Genomic DNA, 18,608 nt, shown 5'->3' on the forward strand with positions numbered 1-18,608 from the left:
GGTGGGGAGGGAGGGGGCGGGGGGGGAGGCCCCCAAGGGATTAGGAGACGGTGCTCCCGACCCCCCGCAATGCCATGGACACTGCGGCCTGGGTGATGGCGTCGGGGTCTTCGGCCGCGCCCAGTTCGATGCGGCGGACCGCGGCGTCGACGATGCCCTGGAGCAGCATGGCGGTCAGCCGGGGTTCTCGGTGGCCCAGTTCGCTGAGCGCTTCGACGACCATGGCGATCAGTCCGCCGTGCGCGGCGCGGATCTTCTCGCGGGCGCCCGGGTCGAGTTCGCCCGCCGAGATGGCGACGACCGCGCGGTGCCGGCGGTCACCGACCAGGGCGAGTTGCTGCCGTACGTACGCCTCGATCTTGCGCTCGGCGGTGTCGGCGGTTTCCATGGCCGCCTCGACCTCGGCGGCCCAGACGGGGAAGTCGGCCGCGCACAGTTCCTCCACCACGGCCGCCCGGGACCGGAAGTACTCGTAGACGGAGGAGCGCGCGAGGCCGGTGCGCTCGGCGAGGGCGGGGAACGTCAGCGCTTCCGTACCGCCCTCGGACAGCAGGGAACGCGCGGCGTCCAGCAGGGCGCTGCGCTGCATCGTCCGGTGCTCGGCCACTGAGGCCGCTCGAATCCTGGGCACCCCACCACTGTACGGACAACGGCCCCGGCCGGGGTCAGCAGCGCCCCACATCCGCCAGCTTCGCGCGGAGCTGGAGAACCGACTTGGTGTGGATCTGGCTGACGCGGCTTTCGGTGACGCCGAGGACATGGCCGATCTCGGCGAGCGTGAGGCCCTCGTAGTAGTAGAGGGTGACGACGGTCTTCTCGCGTTCGGGGAGGGTGTTGACGGCGCGGGCGAGGAGTCGGCGCAGTTCGCGGTCCTCGGCGACTTCCACGGGGTTGTCGGCGGCGCGGTCTTCGAGGGTGTCGACGAGGCTGAGCCGGTCGCCGCCTTCGGTGCCGACGTGCAGGAGTTCTTCGAGGGCGACGACGTTGGCGAGGGAGAGCTGGCCGAAGATGGTGTGCAGTTCCTCGACGGGGATGTCCATCTCGGTGGCGACTTCGGCTTCGGTGGGTGTGCGGTGGTAGCGCGCTTCGAGGGTCGCGTAGGCGCGTTCGACGGCGCGGGCCTTCTGGCGTACGGAGCGCGGGATCCAGTCGAGCGCCCTCAGTTCGTCGATCATGGCGCCGCGGATGCGGCTGATGGCGTAGGTCTCGAATTTGATGGAGCGTTCTGGTTCGAACTTCTCGATGGCGTCGATGAGTCCGAAGATGCCGGAGGAGACGAAGTCGGCCTGTTCGACGTTGGGGGGCAGGCCGACGCTGACCCGGCCGGCGACGTACTTCACCAGGGGTGAGTAGTGCAGGATCAGTTGCTCGCGTAGTCGTGGCTCCCCGGTGGCCTTGTAGGAGCGCCACAGCTCGTCGAGTGCGGAGGGGGCGGCGGTCTGCGCGCGCGGTGGAACTCCGCGGTCGTCGGTGGCCGCGGTCGCGCGGTCAGGCCCGGAGATGTGCTGGGGCATGCGTCGCCTTGAGCCGTTCTGCCGTGACGTGGGGTGGGGATTCGGGTCTCCGCGAGCGTAGCGTGAGCCGGGCGTCGCGTTGTGCTACGACGTTCGGGTGAGCCTCACGCAGATACGTTCCGCCATACAGGGAGTTGGGCTGGACGTCTCTTTGCCCTTTCCTGCCCTGCCTGTTGCGTATTAAAGCGTTCTGCGGTCATTCCCCTAACCTCGTCATCGGGTCGTCCCAGGTCAAGAACCTTCTTGTCACCTGATGGTGTGTTGACCGGGTCACCGGATCCGGGGGGTGCCACTCTCTCGGGCGGCGGCGGTCAGTCGCCAGCGGGTGCCGTGGCGTTCGACGAAGCCGAGGGTGTGGAGTTCGTGGAGGCGGCCGGCGGCTTCGTCCAGGCCGGTTCCGGCGGCGCGGGCGATGTGTTCGGTGTCGGCGTCGCCGTGGCCGGGGAGTCCTTCGAGTACCGCGGCGGTGGCGGGTGCCAGCAGGTCTCTGGGGTGTACGGGGCCTCGGCGTTCGGGTGCCAGGTCGTCGCCGATGCTGCCGGTGAGTTCGATGATGTCGGTGGCGTCGGTGACCAGTTGGCCTTCCTCGCGCAGGAGTTGGTGGACTCCCGCTGACAGTGCTGAGGTGACGGGGCCGGGTACGCCCATGGTGATGCGGCCGAGAGCGTTGGCGCGGCGGGCGGTGATCAGTGAGCCGCTGCGTAGTTGGGCTTCGACCACCACGGTGCCGCGGGCGAGTGCGGCGATGACGCGGTTGCGTTGGATGAAGCGGCTGCGGGTGGGGTGTTCGCCCGGTGGCAACTCGGCGATGATCATGCCCTGTTGGGTGATGCGTCGGAGTAACTCGGTGTTGCCGCGCGGGTATGGCTTGTCCACTCCGCAGGCGACGACGGCGATCGTGGCGCCATGGGCGGCGAGTGCGCCGCGGTGTGCTGCGCTGTCGATGCCGTAGGCGGCGCCGGAGATGACGGTCCAGCCTGCTTCGGCGAGATCGGCGGCGAGGGTTGCGGCGATGTGTGTGCCGTAGTCGCTGCTGGCTCGGGCGCCGACGATGGCGATGGAGCGCAGTGCCCAGGGGCGTAGCGCGGGGTGGCCGATGGCCCATAGTCCGATGGGGCGTTGGTCGCCGAGGTCGTTGAGTTGGCTGGGCCAGTCGGGGTCGTTGGGGCAGATGAAACGGCCGCCGAGGGTTTCGATGGTGGCCAGGTCGTTGTCTGGTCGGGCGTGTTGGGCGCGTAGTCGGTATCCGGCGGTGCGGGTGTCGCTGATGCCGGGTAGGGGGTGTCGGGTGGTGAGCATGTGCAGGGTTTCGGTGGGGCCGTGTTCGCGGAGCCATCGGCCGATGGCGGGGTCGCCGGGTTCGGCGATTCTGGTGAGGGCGGCGCGGGCCCGGCGCTCGTCGGTCGGTGTGGGTTCGGTGGTCATGTGCCGCTCCCTACGGTGGCGGGGATTCCGCGGTGTACGCCGGTGCGCAGTTGGAGGGCCTGGCCGACGTCGTCGTAGCTGGGGCGGTCGTGTCCGGCGAGGTCGGCGACGGTCCAGGCGACGCGGAGTACTCGGTCCAGGCCTCGTGCGGTGAGCAGGCCGCGTTCCATTTCGCGTTCGATGTCCCGCATGGCTCCGTTGCGTACTCTCCAGCGGGTGCGCAGTTCGTGTCCGGGGACTTCGCTGTTGGTGTTCCAGGGCAGGTCCTGGTAGCGGGCGGCGGCTCGTTGTCTGGCTTCGTGGACGCGTTCGGCGACGTGAGCGGTGGGTTCGCCTCTGGTGCCGTGGCCGATCAGTTCGGAGCGGCTGACGGTGTCGACGGTGACGTGTAGGTCGACGCGGTCCAGTAGTGGGCCGGAGAGTCGTGCCTGGTAGCGGCGTACCTGGTTGGGTGTGCACTCGCAGCCGCCGCCGAGGAGGGCGTGTCGGCCGCAGGGGCACGGGTTGGCGGCGAAGACGAGGAGGAACTTGGCGGGTAGCCGCATGACGCCTCCGCTGCGGGCGACGACGACGTGCCCGGATTCGAGGGGTTGCCGGAGGGCTTCCAGGACGCGGGTGCTGAATTCGGGGGCTTCGTCGAGGAACAGCACTCCGTGGTGGGCGAGGGAGACGGCGCCTGGTCTGGGGAGTCCGCTGCCGCCGCCGACGATGGACGGCATGGTGGCGGAGTGGTGTGGGGCGCAGTAGGGGGCGGTTTCGATGTGGGGTTTGCCGGGCGGCAGGACTCCGGCGATGGAGTGGACGGCGGTGACTTCGAGGGATTCCTGTCGGGTGAGGGGTGGCAGGAGTCCGGGGAGTCGTTCGGCGAGCATGGTTTTGCCCGCGCCGGGTGGTCCGGACAGGTAGAGGTGATGGCTGCCGGCCGCGGCGATTTCCAGGGCTTTGCGGGCGGCGGGTTGTCCTGCGACGTCGGCGAGGTCGGGTGGGTGTGCGCCGCGGGTGGTGCCCAGGCCGAGGCCTGGCCCGAGTCCGGGGATGGTGAGTCCGGTGCTGATGGTGTCGGGGTGTCTGTCGTTGTCGTCGGGTTCTTCTTCTGGGATGGGTTCGTCGTTGAGCGCGGCGATGAGTTGCCGCAGGCTACGTACGCCGAGGACGGCGATGTCGGGTACCAGGGTGGCTTCGGCGGTTGCGCGTTCGGGGACGACGACGTGGCGGTATCCGGCGTCGGCGGCGGCGAGTACGGCGGGCAGGACGCCGCGTACTGGTCGTACGCGGCCGTCGAGGCCGAGTTCGCCGATCATCATGAGGTCGGCGATGGCGGTTGGCGCGATGCGTTCGGCGGCGGCGAGTACGGCGCAGGCGACGGCCAGGTCGAAGCCGCTGCCGCTTTTGGGTACGGAGGCCGGGCTGAGGCCGACGGTGAGTTTCTTCTGCGGCCAGGTCTCGCCGCTGTTGACGAGGGCGGCGCGGACGCGGTCGCGGCTTTCGGAGAGGCTTTTGTCGGGGAGGCCGACGAGGGTGAACGCGGCGACGCCGGGTTCGAGGTCGGCTTGGACTTCGACGACGACTCCTTCGACGCCGACGAGTGCGACGGAGCAGGTGCGGGCGAATCCCATCACGCCACGCCCCGTACGTGTTCGAGGCGGGTGGCGCCGCGTTGCGGGACGAGGACGCCGATGAGGTCGATGCGGACGCCGCCTGGTGGTGGTCCGCCGTGTTGGGCGAGCCAGTGTTCGGCGAGATGTCGTAGCCGCTGGGCCTTGACTGGGGTCATGGCGGCCATGGGGTGCTGGTAGGCGCCGCCGGTTCGGGATTTGACCTCGCAGATGACGAGGCAGTCGCCTTCGGCGGCGACGATGTCGATCTCTCCCGCGGCGCAGCGCCAGTTGCGGGCGAGGACGGTCAGGCCGGTGTGGGTGAGTCGTTGGGCGGCGAGTTTCTCGCCGTAGCGGCCGAGGGCTGTGCGGGCGTTCATGGGTACCACCTCCGGGACCGACTGTGCCGGTTCCGGAGGTAGCCAGATGATCTTGAATGGGTTCTGTGGGCTACCGGCCGGTTGTGGACAACTCCGTCACCCGTGAGGGTGAAGCCGTCTCTTCAGCAGGGCCCCGCACCCTCACCCGGGCCCAGACCCACCCGTGAGGTCACGCGTTGAACCCGGAGTCGTTCGAGGGCAGATCGAGGTCGCTCTTGTTCAGCTCCTCGATGTTCACGTCCTTGAACGTCAGGACCCGTACCTGCTTGACGAAGCGGGCTGGCCGGTACATGTCCCACACCCATGCGTCAGCCATCGACACCTCGAAGAACACCTCGCCCTGGACCGAGTGCACCTGCATCTCGTAGTCGTTGGTCAGGTAGAAGCGGCGCTCGGTCTCGATCACGTATTTGAACAGACCGACGACATCGCGGTACTCCCGGTAGAGCTTCAGCTCCATCTCGGTCTCGTACTTTTCGAGGTCCTCGGCGCTCATGGCATGTTCCCCTTCAGCGGTACGTTCCTCCGCCGACTTTCACTCGCTCTCTGTCTCCAGAAGCAGCGGCGACGACGGAGGCCCCTCATCAAGCAGCCTACGCAGCAGCTCGGCGAGCCTGGTCGGATACACCGTCTCACGGGTGGCGAGCAGTTCCTCGCAGGTCCACCAGCGCAGTGCGCGCACGCTACGTCGTTCCAGCTCCGTGTGGCCGCCGGTGTCCAGTTCGGTGGCGTCGGTCCGGCCCAGGTAGTACCACTCGTCCTGCTCCCAGCGCCGCCCGTCGAAGTCGAACGCGCACGAGCGCTGCCAGACCACCGGGCCCAGCCGTATCGAGGTGATGCCCGTCTCCTCCGCCACCTCGCGGCGCGCCGCGGCCGGCAGGCTCTCCCCCGGCTCGGCCCCGCCACCGGGGGTGAACCACCAGGTGGTGGCCGGGTCGGCGGGCTCGAAGCCGTGCAGCAGCAGGATCCGGTCCGCCGGATCCAGCAGGATCACCCGGGCGGCCCGCCGCATCGGCCCGGCGGGCCCGGCCGCGACCGCCGCAACGGCTTCGACCTCTGCCCCCGGCTCGCCCATGGCCGAAGCCCCGGCCGCGGGTCCGACGCCGCTCACCGTCTCACGCCCCGGCCAGTACGCGGCGCCGTTGCGCGCGCCTGCGCCTGCGTCCCACGATCGGGCCGTACGCCGCGCCGCCGAGGATCAGCAGCACGCCCGCCGCGACCGCCGAGGCGATCCAGGTGATCGGTCCCGGTGTGGAGACCCCGCCGGGCAGGGCCGCGAAGGCGGTCGGGCGGGTGACCTCCTTGAGCTGGCCGAGCGGCCAGACGACGGCGTCCACCCGGGCCGCGACCTCGCCGCTGGGCACTGCCCCGTGGTCGACGTCGGACAGGTGCACCCGGGAGTCCATCGAGACCTGGCGGTTGTCGCCGAGCATGAACAGCTGCCCGCGCGGCACCGTGGTGGCCGGGATCGGCGCCTGGCCGCGCTGGAGCAGATACGGTTCGTCGACCGGCTCACCGTTGACCGTCAACCTGCCCTGCTTGTCGCAGCAGGCGATCCTGTCGCCGCCGACAGCCACCACCCGTTTGACCATCGGCTCGTTGCCCCACAGCGGATCGTTGAACACCACCACGTCACCACGGTGCACCTGGTCGCCGTGGATGCGCTGGGCGAGCACCCGGTCACCGGGGTTGACGGTCGGCTGCATCGAGTCGGTCGGCACGGTGTACGGCCGGTAGAGGAGCGCGCCCCAGACGAATCCGCCCAGGAACAGCAGACAGCCGACGGCCACGGCCACCCCGGACAGTACGTTGCCGAGGCGGCCGTGGCCGCTGTTCGCTTGGGTATCCCGGCTGCTCATGGGCGCACCCTACCGGGCGGTACCCGCGGTGGTCAGCAGTCCTCCCGCTGCTTTTTGACCATGCGGCGACGCCGCAGCAGCACCAGCGGAACCGCTCCCGCCAGCCCGCCGACCGCGGGGACGGCCCCGGCGGCGGCGTTGATGCCGGGCTGGTCGAACGTCGACGGGATCGGCAGCGTGCTCCACCGGGTGACCGGCCAGGCGACCACGATGGCGCGACCGACGACCTGGTTGACCGAGACCGTGCCGCCGCCGGGCAGCATCTGGTGGTAGCGGGAGTCCAGCGAGTCCTGCCGGTGGTCGCCCATCACCCAGATGCGGTTCGGCGGGATCTTGATCGGGCCGAACGGCTTGTCACCGCAGGGGGTGTTGCCGGGGAAGATGTACGGCTCGTCGAGCGGCTTGCCGTTGACGATGACCGGTCCGGTGCCCTTGCACTCGACCGTGTCGCCGCCGACCGCGATGACCCTCTTGATCAGGTCCTTCTCCTCGGCGGAGGGCATCAGGCCGATGAAGCTGAGCACCTTCTGGAAGGCGGAGGCCACCGGGTTGGTGGTGGTCGGCGGGTTCTCCTCCAGCCAGCCGCCCGGGTCGTGGAAGACCACGACCTCGCCGCGCGACGGCTTCGAGCCGAACCACGGGGTGAGCTTGTCGACCAGCACCCGGTCGCCGACCTGCAACGTGTTCTGCATCGACTGCGACGGGATGGAGAACGCCTGTACCAGGAAGGTCTTGATGATGAGAGCCAGGACCAGGGCGATGCCGATGAGGATCGGCAGTTCCTTCCAGAAGGAGCGCGGCTTCTTGGGCTCGCCCGCGCCCGCCCGGCCGCGCTTGCCCCAGGACCAGCGGCTGCCGGAGCCACCGGGGCCGGCGCCGTCCTGCTCGAACCGCTGCGTACCGTCCGCGTCAGGGGACTTGCCGAGATTCACCGCCGTCGCCTCTTTCTCGGCGGCGCCGACCGATGGGCCCTGCCCTTCGGGCTCGCCGGGTCCGGACCGTGCGCCGACCACCAGGTCCCCCACTTCCACTCCTCACTCCGCGCCACGGCCTGCTCCGCGCGCGATGCAGGCCCATCACTCCCATAACGAGCGGGAGTTCCGCAGGAGTCGGGAGTTGGACCATTCCTTGCCGATTATTGGCCTTCCCCAGGGCCGTCGCCCCATCCGCGCCCGGGTTGGTGGGCACCGATGCGAACGTTCCTGGTTCCGGCAGGGTCCGCCAGTGCGAGAAGGGCCAGGCGATCACGAACGCCCGACCCACCACCTGGCTCTCGGCGACCGTACCGCCTCCGGGCTCGTCCATGTGGTAGCGCGAGTCGGCCGAGTCGCTTCGGTGGTCGCCCATCACCCACAGCCGCCCGGCGGGGACGGTGAGGCTGAACCGGATCTGCGACGGCGGGTTGCCCGGCGCCACGTACGGCTCGTCCAGGGCCCTGCCGTTGACCATGATCCGGCCCTGGGTGTCGCAGCAGGCGACCTTGTCGCCGCCTACCGCGATCACCCGCTTGATCAGGTCCTGCTCGTTCGCCGCCGGAAGCAGACCGATGAAGGTGAAGAACTGCTTGACCTGCTTGATGCCCTCCGGGTCCGGCTTCGGTTTGGGTTCGCCGTCCAGCCAGTGGCCCGGGTCCTTGAACACCACCACGTCGCCGCGCTGCGGCTTCGCCCCGAACCACGGGGTGAGCTTGTCGACCAGCACCCGGTCGCCGATCCGGATGGTCTCCTCCATCGATCCGGAGGGGATCACGAAGGCCTGCACCAGGAAGGTCTTGAGGACCAACGCGATCAGCAGCGCCACCCCGATCAGGATCGGCACCTCCCTGGCGGCCGACCGGCGCCGTCGCCGCTTGACCCGCTGGGCGGCGCGTCGCCGCTCCGCCCGCCCTGGGGACGTGCGCCCCTCGGGCCCCACCGCTGCCGCCGGGCCCACGGCCGAGCGGTGGTGGCCGTTGCGGGACCGTCCGCGATTACCCATGCGCACCGCCGGTGGCCGGATGCGCGGGCGGCGGTACGTGGGCGAAGCCCGCCGGGCGGTGCAGAGCGCGCATCCGGTCGAACGGCCAGCCGATCCAGTCGGCGCGTCCGATCACCTCGTCCACCGGGACGGTGCCGCCGCCGGGGTCGCCGAGGTGGTCGCGGGAGTCCCGTGAGTCGCTGCGGTGGTCACCCATCACCCATAGCCTTCCCGGCGGCACGACGATGTCGAACGGGATCTGGGAGGGCGCGTCGCCGGGGTAGAGGTAGTCCTCCTCGACGGGCTGCCCGTTGACCATGATCCTGCCCCGCTTGTCGCAGCATGTGACACGGTCGCCGCCGACTCCGACCACGCGCTTGATGTAGTCCGTCTCGTCCGGCTGCGCCAGCCCGGCCATGCTGCCCACGGTGCGCACCAGGTGGGTCAGCGGGTTGCCCGGCGGCGGGTCCTGGACGAAGGATCCGGCGCCGTTGAAGACGATCACGTCGCCGCGCCGCGGCTGGTTGCCGAAACGGTACGCCAGCTTGTTGACGACAACCCGGTCGCCGACCCTCAGGGTGTTCTCCATCGATCCGCTGGGGATCAGGAACGGCTGCACCAGGAAGGTGTTGACCAGAACGAGCGTGCCCAGGCAGAGGACGGCCAGCAGCGCCACCTCCTGCCACAGGCGCAGCCCGTCCCACCAACCGCGGGCGGCGCGCAGCCGGGCTCGGGCGCCGCGCGGCCCGGGAACGGCGAAGCGCGACCGCCCGATCCGCCCCTGGGGGCTGGATGAGCGGTCGCGCTCCACGTCAGGTTGTGCTTCGGTGTCCATCGGGGGCAGAGCCTATCCGGCCCAGCTGTGCCCGCTGGTCCGAGGCGCCGGGGCCGGATCGGGCGGTGCGCGATCCGGCGCGGCGGGCGCGAGACTCAGCTCTCGCGCTTCTCCTTGATCTTGGCGGCCTTGCCGCGCAGCTCGCGCAGGTAGTACAGCTTGGCGCGGCGGACGTCACCGCGGGTCACGACCTCGATCTTCTCGACGATCGGGGTGTGCACCGGGAAGGTGCGCTCCACGCCGACGCTGAAGCTGACCTTGCGGACGGTGAAGGTCTCGCGGACGCCGGAGCCCTGCCGGCGGATGACCACGCCCTTGAACTGCTGCACACGGGAGCGGTTGCCCTCGATGACGCGGACGTGCACGTTGACCGTGTCACCCGGGCGGAAGCCGGGGATGTCCGAGCGCTTGGAGGCGTTGTCGACAACGTCGAGCAGGTGCGACATGATTGTCTGCTTTCTTCGCTGATGCCACAGGTCATCAGCGGTAGTTCGGAGATGAGTTTGGGGTGCCGCGTTGCCGTCCGGGCGTCGTTCCCCCTGTGGCAGGGGCGCACGGCGGGCGTACAGCAGCTGCCTATTCTTCCACGGGCCCGGCCGCTCGCCCAAATCGCCCGTCCTGGTCCTGGGTCCAGCCCAGTTCCGCGAGCAGGGCGCGGTCGTGTTTGTCCAGGGCGGCGGGGTCGCAGCGCTCGATCAGGTCGGGTCGCAGGGCGCTGGTGCGGCGGAACGCCTGGTCCCGCCGCCACCGCGCGATCTTGCCGTGGTGGCCGCTGACCAGCACTTCGGGGATGGCGCGGTCGCGCCACACCGGGGGCTTGGTGTAGACGGGGCCTTCCAGCAGGTCGGCCATGGCGCCGGGGGCGAAGGAGTCGTCGCGGTGCGATTCGGCGTTGCCCAGCACGCCGGGCAGCAGTCGGGCCACCGCCTCGGTGATGACCAGGACCGCGGCTTCGCCGCCGGCGAGCACGTAGTCGCCGATGGAGACCTCGTGCACCTCCCACCGCTCGGCGTAGGCGTCGATCACCCGGCGGTCGATGCCCTCGTAGCGGGCGGGGGTGAAGACCAGCCAGGGCTTGGCCGACAGTTCCACGGCGAGCCGCTGGGTGAAGGGGCGCCCGCTGGGCGTCGGCACCACCATGACCGGTCGGACCTCGGACGGGCCGGAGGCCTCGATGGCGTCCAGCGCCTCGCCCCACGGCTCGGGCTTCATGACCATGCCGGGTCCGCCGCCGTAGGGCGTGTCGTCCACGGTGTGGTGCCGGTCGTGCGTCCACTGCCGCAGGTCGTGCACGCGCACGTCCAGCTGGCCGCGGGCGCACGCCTTGCCGACGAGCGAGACGTTCAGCGGTTCGAGGTACTCGGGGAAGATCGTGACGACGTCGATCCGCATCAGGGCTGTTCCCGCTCCCGCGTGCTGTCGATCTCCGCGTCGCGCTCGTCCAGCAGGCCGGGCGGCGGGGTGACGACGGCGATCTGCCGCTCCAGGTCGATGTCCGGGACGATCTCGCTGACGAACGGGATCAGCACCTCGCTGCCGTCCGGGCGTTGGACGACCAGCAGATCCTGGTAGGGCAGGTGGGTGATCTCGGCGATCCGGCCGACGGCGGTGCCGTTCTCGGTCACCACGTCGAGGTCGATCAGCTGGTGGTCGTAGAACTCCTCGGGGTCCTCCGGCGTCTCCTGCGGGTCGACCTCGGCGATCAGCAGCGTGTTGCGCAGGGCCTCGGCACCGTTGCGGTCGCTGACGCCGGCGAAGCGCAGCAGCAGCCGTCCGCTGTGCACGCGACCGGTCTCGATGGTCAGCGGGCCCGCGGACGCCGGGTCGGTGGCGAGCACGGCGCCGGGCCCGAGCCGCAGCTCGGGCTCGTCGGTGCGTACCTCGATCGTGACCTCGCCCTTGATGCCGTGGGCGCGGCCGATCCGGCCGACTACGAGCTGCACGGGTTCACCTCCCGGTGAGGAGTACGAGATGGGAATGCGGCGGGGGCGGCTCCCCCCACTTCCCGTTGAGGGGTACGGCATGGAGTTCGTTGCGGGGAGGGCGGTTCTCCCGTCCCCGATTCTCAACCCGAACGGCTCGGGCCGGGGCGGCCGTAGCCGTCCCGGCCCGAGCCGGTGTTGGGGTGCCGGGGCGCCCGCCCCGGCAGAAGCCCGGTCCTGCTCAGCGGACCTGGTCCACGTCGACGAGGTCGACGCGGACACCGCGTCCGCCGAGGGCACCGACGACCGTACGCAGCGCGCGGGCGGTGCGGCCGTTGCGGCCGATCACCTTGCCGAGGTCGTCCGGGTGCACCCGGACCTCCAGCACGCGCCCGCGGCGCAGGTTGCGCGAGGCGACCTGCACGTCGTCCGGGTTGTCGACGATGCCTTTCACGAGGTGCTCAAGAGCCTCCTCAAGCATGCTCAGGACTCGGTCGACTCGGTGGCGGCCTCGGCCTCAGCGGCCTCGTCCGCCTTCTTCTCGGCCTTCTTCGCCTTGGGGGTGATCGCCTCACCCTTCGGCTCGTCCGCGGACTCCTTGGCGGCGGCCTCGAAGAGGGCGCGCTTGTCGGCCTTCGGCTCGGCGACGAGCAGCGGGGCCGGGGCGGGCTCGCCCTTGAACTTCTGCCAGTCGCCGGTCTTCTTGAGGATGGCGAGGACCGGCTCGGTCGGCTGGGCGCCGACGCCGAGCCAGTACTGCACGCGCTCGCTGTCGACCTGGATCAGCGACGGGTTCTGCACCGGCTGGTACAGGCCGATCTCCTCGATGGCCCGGCCGTCACGGCGGGTACGGGAGTCGGCGACGACGATGCGGTAGTGAGGCGAACGGATCTTGCCCAGACGCTTCAGCTTGATCTTGACTGCCACGGGAGTGGGTTCTCCTGGTATTGACGTGGTTGGGCAGCACGGATCGCCACGTGGGGTTGTGGGAGCCGGTTGCCCGACGGACGCGTCAGCCGAAGGAGAGAGGGGTCCTGCACGGCTGCCGAGTGCTCAGCGGACCATTCTGCCACACCGCGCCGCCCACTCGTGCCGCCGCCTCCCGTCCCGACGGCCGTCACGCTGCCGTCGCCTCATGCCGCGCCGACCACCTCCGGGATGCGGAACGGCTGTCCGCACGCACCGCACATGATCGGCGCCTGCTCCAGCACGGACGGGACGACCCTGACGTTGCGACCGCAGTCGCAGACCGCCTTGACGCGTACGCCGCCGCCGGACGAGCCGTGCCGGGCGGCCGGGCCGCGGAAGGAGCGGCTGGTGTCGGCGGCGGTCGCCGCGGTGTGCGCCTTCAGCGCGCGCTGCAGTCGCTCGATCGTCGGCCGGTACCGCTTCCTGGTCTCCGGGCGCATCACGACCAGCGAGAAGCCGCTGCTGGGATGCGGCTCCTCGGAGTGGTCCAGGCCCAGTTCGTCGGCGATCGCCAGGAACCGGCGGTTGTGGTAGCGGCCCGCGCGCGAGGTGTCACGTACGCCGCGGGCGGCGGCGATTCCGTGTACGGCCTCGTGCAGCAGCCTTTCGAAGGAGAGCTCGGTGCCGCAAGCGGACGAGGACTCTCCGATCAGGGACTCGGGGGCGGCCAGATCCGGCAGCTCGGGGTGGTGCCGTTGGATGTCGGCCCACGCGACTGCCAGCTCGGCGGCGAGAACTGGTGGTGTCGTGCTCACGTCGTGACAACGAGTAGACATGCCGCTGTGTTCCGATTCCGGGGCTATCCCAAATAATTTGCACGTACTCGTCAGTTCGGGCTCATGCATCCGACTGAGGGCGGGTGCGGACGTCTGTGGATGAGCTGTGCGTCCATGGAACAAGCCGGGGCGTACCACTGCGGCGGCTCCGGGGATGGCTCCCCGGGACATCGCGGTGGTACGCCCCGTCTTGTGGCTCGCTATTCGTGTTGTGTGCGGTCCCGTGTGGTCGGTACGGGACCGGCTGGCCGGGCTCAGTACGCCCGGGACACCAAGGCGACGGTACCGGGTGCGTCGTCGGCCTGCGGCACCGACCCGTCCTCACTCACCAGGCAGCGCACGGTGACGCTCTGCTCGGCAAGCCTGGCCTCGCCCTCCGGGCCCAGCTTGGCCCACGGGATGCGGGCCCAACCGGTCTGCGCCGCCTCGGCGGCCTCGTCGATGGTGGCCACGTCGGTGGTACGGGCCTCGCGCCGCTCGCGCGACTGCCGCAGCAGCAGCGCCTGGTCCTCCTCCAGCACCTTCGGCAGCACCGCGGCGAGCCCGTCGAGGGCCACCGGCTCCTTGCCGCCGGGGATGCGGCGGGCCAGCATGGCGGTGCCGTTCTCCAGGTCGCGCGGGCCGACCTCGATGCGCACCGGGACGCCCTTGAGCTCCCAGTCGACGGCGCGGCGGCCGAACGGGGTGTCGGTGCGGTCGTCCACCTGGACCCGGACGCCCGCGGCCTTGAGCTGGTCGCCGATCTCGCGGACCTTGGCGATCACCGCGTCGTCGCCCTTGATGGCGAGCACCACGGCCTGGATCGGGGCCAGCCGCGGCGGTACCCGCAGCCCGTTGTCGTCGCCGTGGGACATGATCAGTCCGCCGACCATACGGGTGGACACGCCCCAGGAGGTCTGCCAGACCAGTTCCTGCCGGCCGTCCTTGGACAGGTACTGGGTCTCGAAGGCACGGGCGAAGTTCTGGCCCAGCTCATGGCTGGTGCCCATCTGCAGGGCCTTGCCGTCGCCCATCATCGCTTCGAGGGTGAGGGTGTTGATCGCGCCCGCGAAACGCTCCTTGGCGGTCTTGCGGCCCAGCACCACGTCGATGGCCAGGACGTTGGTCATGAAGTCGCCGTAGACCTCGCGGTGGATGCGGGCGGCGTAGTCGCGGGCGTCCTCGTAGGAGGCGTGCGCGGTGTGGCCCTCCTGCCAGAGGAACTCGGTGGTGCGCAGGAAGACCCGCGGGCGCATCTCCCAACGCACCACGTTCGCCCACTGGTTGACCAGCAGCGGCAGGTCGCGGTAGCTCTGCACCCACTTGGAGAAGTACTCGTTGATGATCGTCTCGGAGGTGGGCCGGACGACCACCGGCTCCTCCAGGTCCTTGCCGCCCGCGTGGGTGACCACGGCGAGTTCGGGGGCGAAGCCCTCGACGTGCTCTGCCTCCTTGGTCAGGTAGGACTGCGGGATGAACAGCGGGAAGTACGCGTTCTGCGCGCCCGCGTCCTTGATCCGCGCGTCCATCTCCTGCTGCATCCGCTCCCACAGCCCGTACCCGTACGGTCGGATGACCATGGTGCCGCGCACCGGGCCGTTGTCGGCCAGCTCGGCCTTGTTGATCAAGTCCTGGTACCAGCGGGGGAAATCGTCCGCCTGGGGAGTGAGTACGGGAGCCTTTGCCATGGCGCAGATCGTACGGGCAGGGCGCGCCCGAGCGTGAATCGGCCGCCCTCCCGGGCTCGGGCGGGGCGCCGCGTGCGGGCCGCCCGGGTACGGCGGAGGGGGGCGCACAGAGGGCGCGTTCAAGCGCTCCTGCGTAGCCTCTGGACTACGGACGGGAAGCGGAGTTCCCTGGCTTGCGGGGGGTCTGGCGCACGACGTGAGGCGCAGACGGGGGCACTCGACGACGACTCGCGGGAATGAGGCCGCTCGATGACACCCATGCTCGTTTCCTCCGCGCCCGGGCTGACCGCACGGCCGGAGCGTTCCGATGGCGGCGCGCGTGACTGGGCGGAGATCCAGGAGCGGATGCTGGTGCCGCTGTACGAGGCCGTGTACGAACGGCTTGAGGTGGGGCCGCGCACCCGCCTGCTGGGCATCGGTTGCGGTGCCGGTCTGGCGCTGCTGCTGGCGGCGGCGCGGGGCGCGGCGGTGACCGGGGTGGACCGGGACGGGCGGCGGCTGGCGTTGGCCCGGGAGCGGCTGCTGCCCGCGCCGCAGTGGGGTGCGCGGCGGGCCGACTACGGGCAGGCGCGGCTGGTGCTGGGCGGCCCGGAGGGTGTGGCGGTGCCCGGTGGCGCCGCGTTCACGGTGGTGACGGCGTTCGATCCGGCGCTGCCCGGGGAGTGGCTGGTCCCCGCGCTGCGGGCGGCGGGCGGGCTGGCGCAGCGGGGGGCGGCGGTGGTGCTGGCCGGCTGGGGTCCGCCCGAGCGGTGTGCCACGGCGCGGGTGCTGCGGGTCGCGGAGCGGCTGGCAGGGCTGGCGGAGCCGGTGCGGGTGAGCGTACGGGACGGCCTTGAGGACACCGCGCGCATGGCCGGGCTGCGGTTGGACGGTTCGGGGCGGGTGGCGTGCCCGTTCGGCTACCCGGACATGGACAGCGCGGTGCGGGGGCTGGTGTCCACCGGTCTGTTCGACGCGGCGGTCGAGGCCACCGACCGCCCCCAGGTCGACAAGGAGCTGGCCGAGGCGCTGCACCCCTACCGCCGCCCGGACGGCACGGTCCGGATGGAGAACGTCTTCCGGTACGTGCTCGCGCGGGCCTGAGCGCCGGTACGGCGGAGGCCGGCCGCGGCGCCCACCGAGCGGAACGTCAGCTGTCCGTCCGTTCCGGGCGGGGGATGCCCGCCGTCCGGTACGCCTCGTCCTCCTCCAGCGTCTCGCGCTCCAGCAACGCCTCGGCGAGCGCGTCGAGTTGGGGCCGGTGCTCGGTGAGCAGGCGGCACGCGTGCTCGTAGCACTCGTCCACGATGCGCCGCATCTCCGCGTCGACCGCGTCGAGGGTGGCGGGCGCGGCGGCCAGCCCGTAGGCCTGCTGGGCGTCCTGCGGCAGGGCGGTGAGCCGGCCGATGCGTTCGCTCATTCCCCAGCGGGCGACCATGCCGCGCACGATGTTGGTGACCTGCTCCAGGTCGCTCTCGGCGCCGGTGGTGATGACGCCGAAGACGGTCTGCTCGGCGGCCATGCCGCCCAGCGCGCCGATGATCCGGCCGCGCAGGTACTCCTCGGTGTAGGCGTAGCGGTCGGCGTCGGGGGTGGACAGGGTGACGCCCAGCGCCCGGCCGCGCGGCACGATGGTGACCTTGCGGACCGGGTCCGCTCCCGGTTGCAGCATGCCGAGCAGCGCGTGTCCGCTCTCGTGGTAGGCGGTGCGCCGACGTTCCTCGTAGGGCATCACCAGGGGGCGTTCGGCGCCGAGTTGGACCTTTTCCAGGGCGTCGGACAGCTCGGGTTGACCGACGGCGTCCAGGTTGCGCTTGACGGCGAGCAGGGCCGCCTCGTTGGCCAGGTTGGCCAGTTCCGCGCCGGTCATTCCCGGGGTGGAGCGGGCGACGTGGGCGAGGTCGACCTGCTGGCCCAGCGGTACGTCGCGGGTGTGGATGCGCAAGATCGCCTCCCGCCCGGCCCGGTCCGGCGGGCTGACCTGCACGGTGCGGTCGAAGCGGCCGGGTCGCAGCAGCGCGGGGTCGAGGACGTCGGCGCGGTTGGTGGCGGCGAGCACGACCACGCCCTCGGAGCCGGAGAACCCGTCCATCTCGGTGAGGATCTGATTGAGCGTCTGCTCGCGTTCGTCGTGGCCGCCCATGCCGCTGCCGCTGCCGCGTGCCCGGCCGATGGTGTCGATCTCGTCGATGAAGATGATCGCGGGGGCGACCTTGCGGGCCTCGTTGAACAGTTCGCGAACCCGGCTGGCCCCGACGCCGACGATCATCTCGATGAACTCGGAGGCCGAGGCGGAGAAGAACGGCACGTCCGCCTCGCCGGCCACGGCGCGGGCCAGCAGTGTCTTGCCGGTGCCTGGCGGTCCGGCGAGCAGTACGCCGCGCGGCATCCGGGCGCCCAGTCTGCGGTAGGCGTCGGGCCGTTTGAGGAAGTCGACCACCTCGCTCAGCTCCGCCTCGACCTCGTCGATCCCGGCGACGTCGTCGAAGGTGGTGCGCCTGCCCTCCTCGGGCGCCACCGGTTTGGGCGGGGCCTTGCGGCCCAGTCCGCCGAGGCCGCCGCTGAGCGCTCCGCTCATCCGCCGCGCGATGATGATCCACAGTGCGACCAGGAGCAGCATGGGGGCCAGCGACAGCAGCAGGTTGGCGAGGAAGCTGCGCTGCTGCACCACGGGTTCGGCGGTGACCGTGACGTTGTGCCTGGTCAGCTGGGACCAGATCTTGTCGTCGGCGAAGGACGGGCGCTGGGTGTCGAAGTTCTTGTACGTGCCCTTGCCCGAGGGGACCGGCGCGCTGCTCTTGAGTTCGCCCTGGATCGCGTCGCCCTTGGCGTAGATCTTGGTGATGTTGCCCGCGCCGAGCTGCTTGCTGAACTCGGTGTACGAGATCGACTGGCTGGTGGGGCCGCCGAAGAACGACAGCAGCGCGTCGGTGATCAGGAAGACGGCCAGGGCGGTCAGGATCATGCCGCCCCAGCCGCCCAGCCGCCGGCGCGGCCGCTGCGGCGGGGACGGCGGTGGCGCGCCCTCCGACCGCCACGGCTGGTCCGGGCTCTGTCGGGGCGGTACGGAGTTGGTCATGGTTCGACCATACGGACAAGCTCTGACAGGCGGCGGGACCCCTACCCGGAACGTCCTCGTCCGCGCGGGCTCACAGGCCGGGCCACTCCTCCGCGGTGAGCGCGAACCGCTCGTGGTCCCGCCAGGCGCCGTTGATGTAGAGCATGCGCGGCGAGAAGCCCTCGTGCCGGAACCCGAGCCGCTTGGCCAGCGCGATGGAACGGACGTTGTCCGGCTGGATGTTGATCTCCAGACGGTGCAGCGCCAGGCCGTCTGCGGCGTCGGGGCCGCGGCCCGAAGGACCCGCGTTGGGCGTGGTGGGCGACGGGTGGGCGAAGCACCGGTCGATCACCTGGCGCATGCCCTCGGTCATCCGGCCGGTGCCCGCGTACGGCAGGTACGAGTCGTAGCCGAGGGCGCCGTTGCGGAACCGGCCGCGCACGATGTTGGCGACGTTGCACTTGCCGACGAGGCCGCCGTCCTCGTCGTTGACGACCAGGAAGGTCTGGAGCGTCGGCCCCTGGTTGCGCAGCAGTTCGGCGAACCCGTTGGGGTCGACCGGGTTCCAGGCGCCGATGTGCTCGGCGGACCGGGTGACGGCCTCGGCGTAGGCCGTCGCATCCGCTGGCCGTGGCGGCCTGATGTGAACGCGCATGGTGATCGGTCGCGGCCC

Annotated in this window: 21 protein-coding genes; 1 reads left to right on the top strand and 20 read right to left on the bottom strand. The window is 70.7% G+C overall.

Translation table 11 applies throughout. From position 1 onward, the window contains the following. Positions 1-40: 40 nt before the first annotated feature. The 18 genes from P3G67_RS07965 to proS form a co-directional block, all read right to left on the bottom strand. A complete protein-coding gene (locus tag P3G67_RS07965; RefSeq protein WP_276093061.1) occupies positions 41-607 on the bottom strand; it encodes a TetR/AcrR family transcriptional regulator in 567 nt (188 codons plus the stop codon). Positions 608-665: 58 nt separating this feature from the next. Beyond that, positions 666-1,514: an RNA polymerase sigma factor WhiG gene (gene whiG, locus P3G67_RS07970; RefSeq protein WP_269859004.1), complete on the bottom strand. Its 849-nt coding sequence runs from the start codon at positions 1,512-1,514 to the stop codon at positions 666-668. Positions 1,515-1,784: 270 nt separating this feature from the next. Beyond that, positions 1,785-2,939 carry a DNA-processing protein DprA gene (gene dprA / locus P3G67_RS07975; RefSeq protein WP_276092825.1) on the bottom strand — a complete coding sequence of 385 codons (1,155 nt, stop codon included), beginning with the start codon at positions 2,937-2,939 and terminating at the stop codon, positions 1,785-1,787. Next, positions 2,936-4,555 carry a YifB family Mg chelatase-like AAA ATPase gene (locus P3G67_RS07980; RefSeq protein ID WP_276093062.1) on the bottom strand — a complete coding sequence of 540 codons (1,620 nt, stop codon included), beginning with the start codon at positions 4,553-4,555 and terminating at the stop codon, positions 2,936-2,938. The genes dprA and P3G67_RS07980 overlap by 4 nt, the downstream gene beginning before the upstream one ends. Beyond that, positions 4,555-4,914 (bottom strand): YraN family protein, encoded by a 360-nt coding sequence (locus tag P3G67_RS07985; protein WP_269859006.1) that lies wholly within the window; start codon positions 4,912-4,914, stop codon positions 4,555-4,557. The genes P3G67_RS07980 and P3G67_RS07985 overlap by 1 nt, the downstream gene beginning before the upstream one ends. 169 nt (positions 4,915-5,083) lie before the next feature. Beyond that, on the bottom strand, positions 5,084-5,410 hold the full coding sequence (locus P3G67_RS07990) for a DUF2469 domain-containing protein (RefSeq protein ID WP_269859007.1): 327 nt from the start codon (positions 5,408-5,410) through the stop codon (positions 5,084-5,086). A gap of 39 nt (positions 5,411-5,449) precedes the next feature. Continuing rightward, a complete protein-coding gene (locus tag P3G67_RS07995) occupies positions 5,450-5,989 on the bottom strand; it encodes an NUDIX hydrolase (protein ID WP_391858223.1) in 540 nt (179 codons plus the stop codon). Between the two features lie 40 nt (positions 5,990-6,029). Continuing rightward, positions 6,030-6,773 (bottom strand): signal peptidase I, encoded by a 744-nt coding sequence (gene lepB / locus P3G67_RS08000; protein WP_276092826.1) that lies wholly within the window; start codon positions 6,771-6,773, stop codon positions 6,030-6,032. A gap of 32 nt (positions 6,774-6,805) precedes the next feature. After that, a complete protein-coding gene (lepB, locus tag P3G67_RS08005; protein ID WP_391858224.1) occupies positions 6,806-7,789 on the bottom strand; it encodes a signal peptidase I in 984 nt (327 codons plus the stop codon). Then, on the bottom strand, positions 7,683-8,750 hold the full coding sequence (gene lepB, locus P3G67_RS08010; protein ID WP_276092828.1) for a signal peptidase I: 1,068 nt from the start codon (positions 8,748-8,750) through the stop codon (positions 7,683-7,685). Before lepB (P3G67_RS08010) ends, lepB (P3G67_RS08005) begins: the two co-directional genes overlap by 107 nt. After that, positions 8,743-9,564, bottom strand: a complete 822-nt coding sequence (lepB, locus tag P3G67_RS08015) for a signal peptidase I (RefSeq protein ID WP_276092829.1) — start codon at positions 9,562-9,564, stop codon at positions 8,743-8,745. The genes lepB (P3G67_RS08010) and lepB (P3G67_RS08015) overlap by 8 nt, the downstream gene beginning before the upstream one ends. 95 nt (positions 9,565-9,659) lie before the next feature. Then, on the bottom strand, positions 9,660-10,010 hold the full coding sequence (gene rplS / locus P3G67_RS08020) for a 50S ribosomal protein L19 (RefSeq protein WP_269859012.1): 351 nt from the start codon (positions 10,008-10,010) through the stop codon (positions 9,660-9,662). 130 nt (positions 10,011-10,140) lie between these two features. Beyond that, entirely contained in the window at positions 10,141-10,956 is an 816-nt protein-coding gene (trmD, locus tag P3G67_RS08025; RefSeq protein WP_276092830.1) for a tRNA (guanosine(37)-N1)-methyltransferase TrmD, read from the bottom strand. Next, entirely contained in the window at positions 10,956-11,507 is a 552-nt protein-coding gene (gene rimM, locus P3G67_RS08030) for a ribosome maturation factor RimM (protein WP_276092831.1), read from the bottom strand. Before rimM ends, trmD begins: the two co-directional genes overlap by 1 nt. A 220-nt stretch (positions 11,508-11,727) precedes the next feature. Next, positions 11,728-11,967 (bottom strand): RNA-binding protein, encoded by a 240-nt coding sequence (locus P3G67_RS08035; protein ID WP_255932252.1) that lies wholly within the window; start codon positions 11,965-11,967, stop codon positions 11,728-11,730. Positions 11,968-11,969: 2 nt separating this feature from the next. After that, positions 11,970-12,413 carry a 30S ribosomal protein S16 gene (gene rpsP / locus P3G67_RS08040; RefSeq protein ID WP_269859015.1) on the bottom strand — a complete coding sequence of 148 codons (444 nt, stop codon included), beginning with the start codon at positions 12,411-12,413 and terminating at the stop codon, positions 11,970-11,972. A gap of 206 nt (positions 12,414-12,619) precedes the next feature. Continuing rightward, positions 12,620-13,210 (bottom strand): hypothetical protein, encoded by a 591-nt coding sequence (locus P3G67_RS08045; protein WP_269859016.1) that lies wholly within the window; start codon positions 13,208-13,210, stop codon positions 12,620-12,622. Between the two features lie 275 nt (positions 13,211-13,485). Further along, on the bottom strand, positions 13,486-14,898 hold the full coding sequence (gene proS, locus P3G67_RS08050) for a proline--tRNA ligase (protein ID WP_269859017.1): 1,413 nt from the start codon (positions 14,896-14,898) through the stop codon (positions 13,486-13,488). 249 nt (positions 14,899-15,147) lie between these two features. Here proS and P3G67_RS08055 point away from each other — a divergent pair, with 249 nt between their 5' ends. After that, the gene (locus P3G67_RS08055) at positions 15,148-15,981 is read left to right on the top strand and encodes an SAM-dependent methyltransferase (protein WP_391858220.1); all 834 of its coding nucleotides are present in this window, start codon (positions 15,148-15,150) and stop codon (positions 15,979-15,981) included. A 46-nt stretch (positions 15,982-16,027) separates the two neighbouring features. Here the strand turns inward: P3G67_RS08055 and ftsH are convergent, their stop codons facing one another. Continuing rightward, on the bottom strand, positions 16,028-17,956 hold the full coding sequence (ftsH, locus tag P3G67_RS08060; protein WP_276092833.1) for an ATP-dependent zinc metalloprotease FtsH: 1,929 nt from the start codon (positions 17,954-17,956) through the stop codon (positions 16,028-16,030). 70 nt (positions 17,957-18,026) lie between these two features. After that, complete coding sequence (locus P3G67_RS08065) at positions 18,027-18,590, bottom strand: GNAT family N-acetyltransferase (RefSeq protein ID WP_276092834.1); 564 nt, start codon at positions 18,588-18,590, stop codon at positions 18,027-18,029. Positions 18,591-18,608: the final 18 nt, after the last annotated feature.

The organism is Streptomyces silvisoli, from assembly GCF_029269905.1.
GTDB classification, from domain to species: domain Bacteria; phylum Actinomycetota; class Actinomycetes; order Streptomycetales; family Streptomycetaceae; genus Streptantibioticus_A; species Streptantibioticus_A silvisoli_A.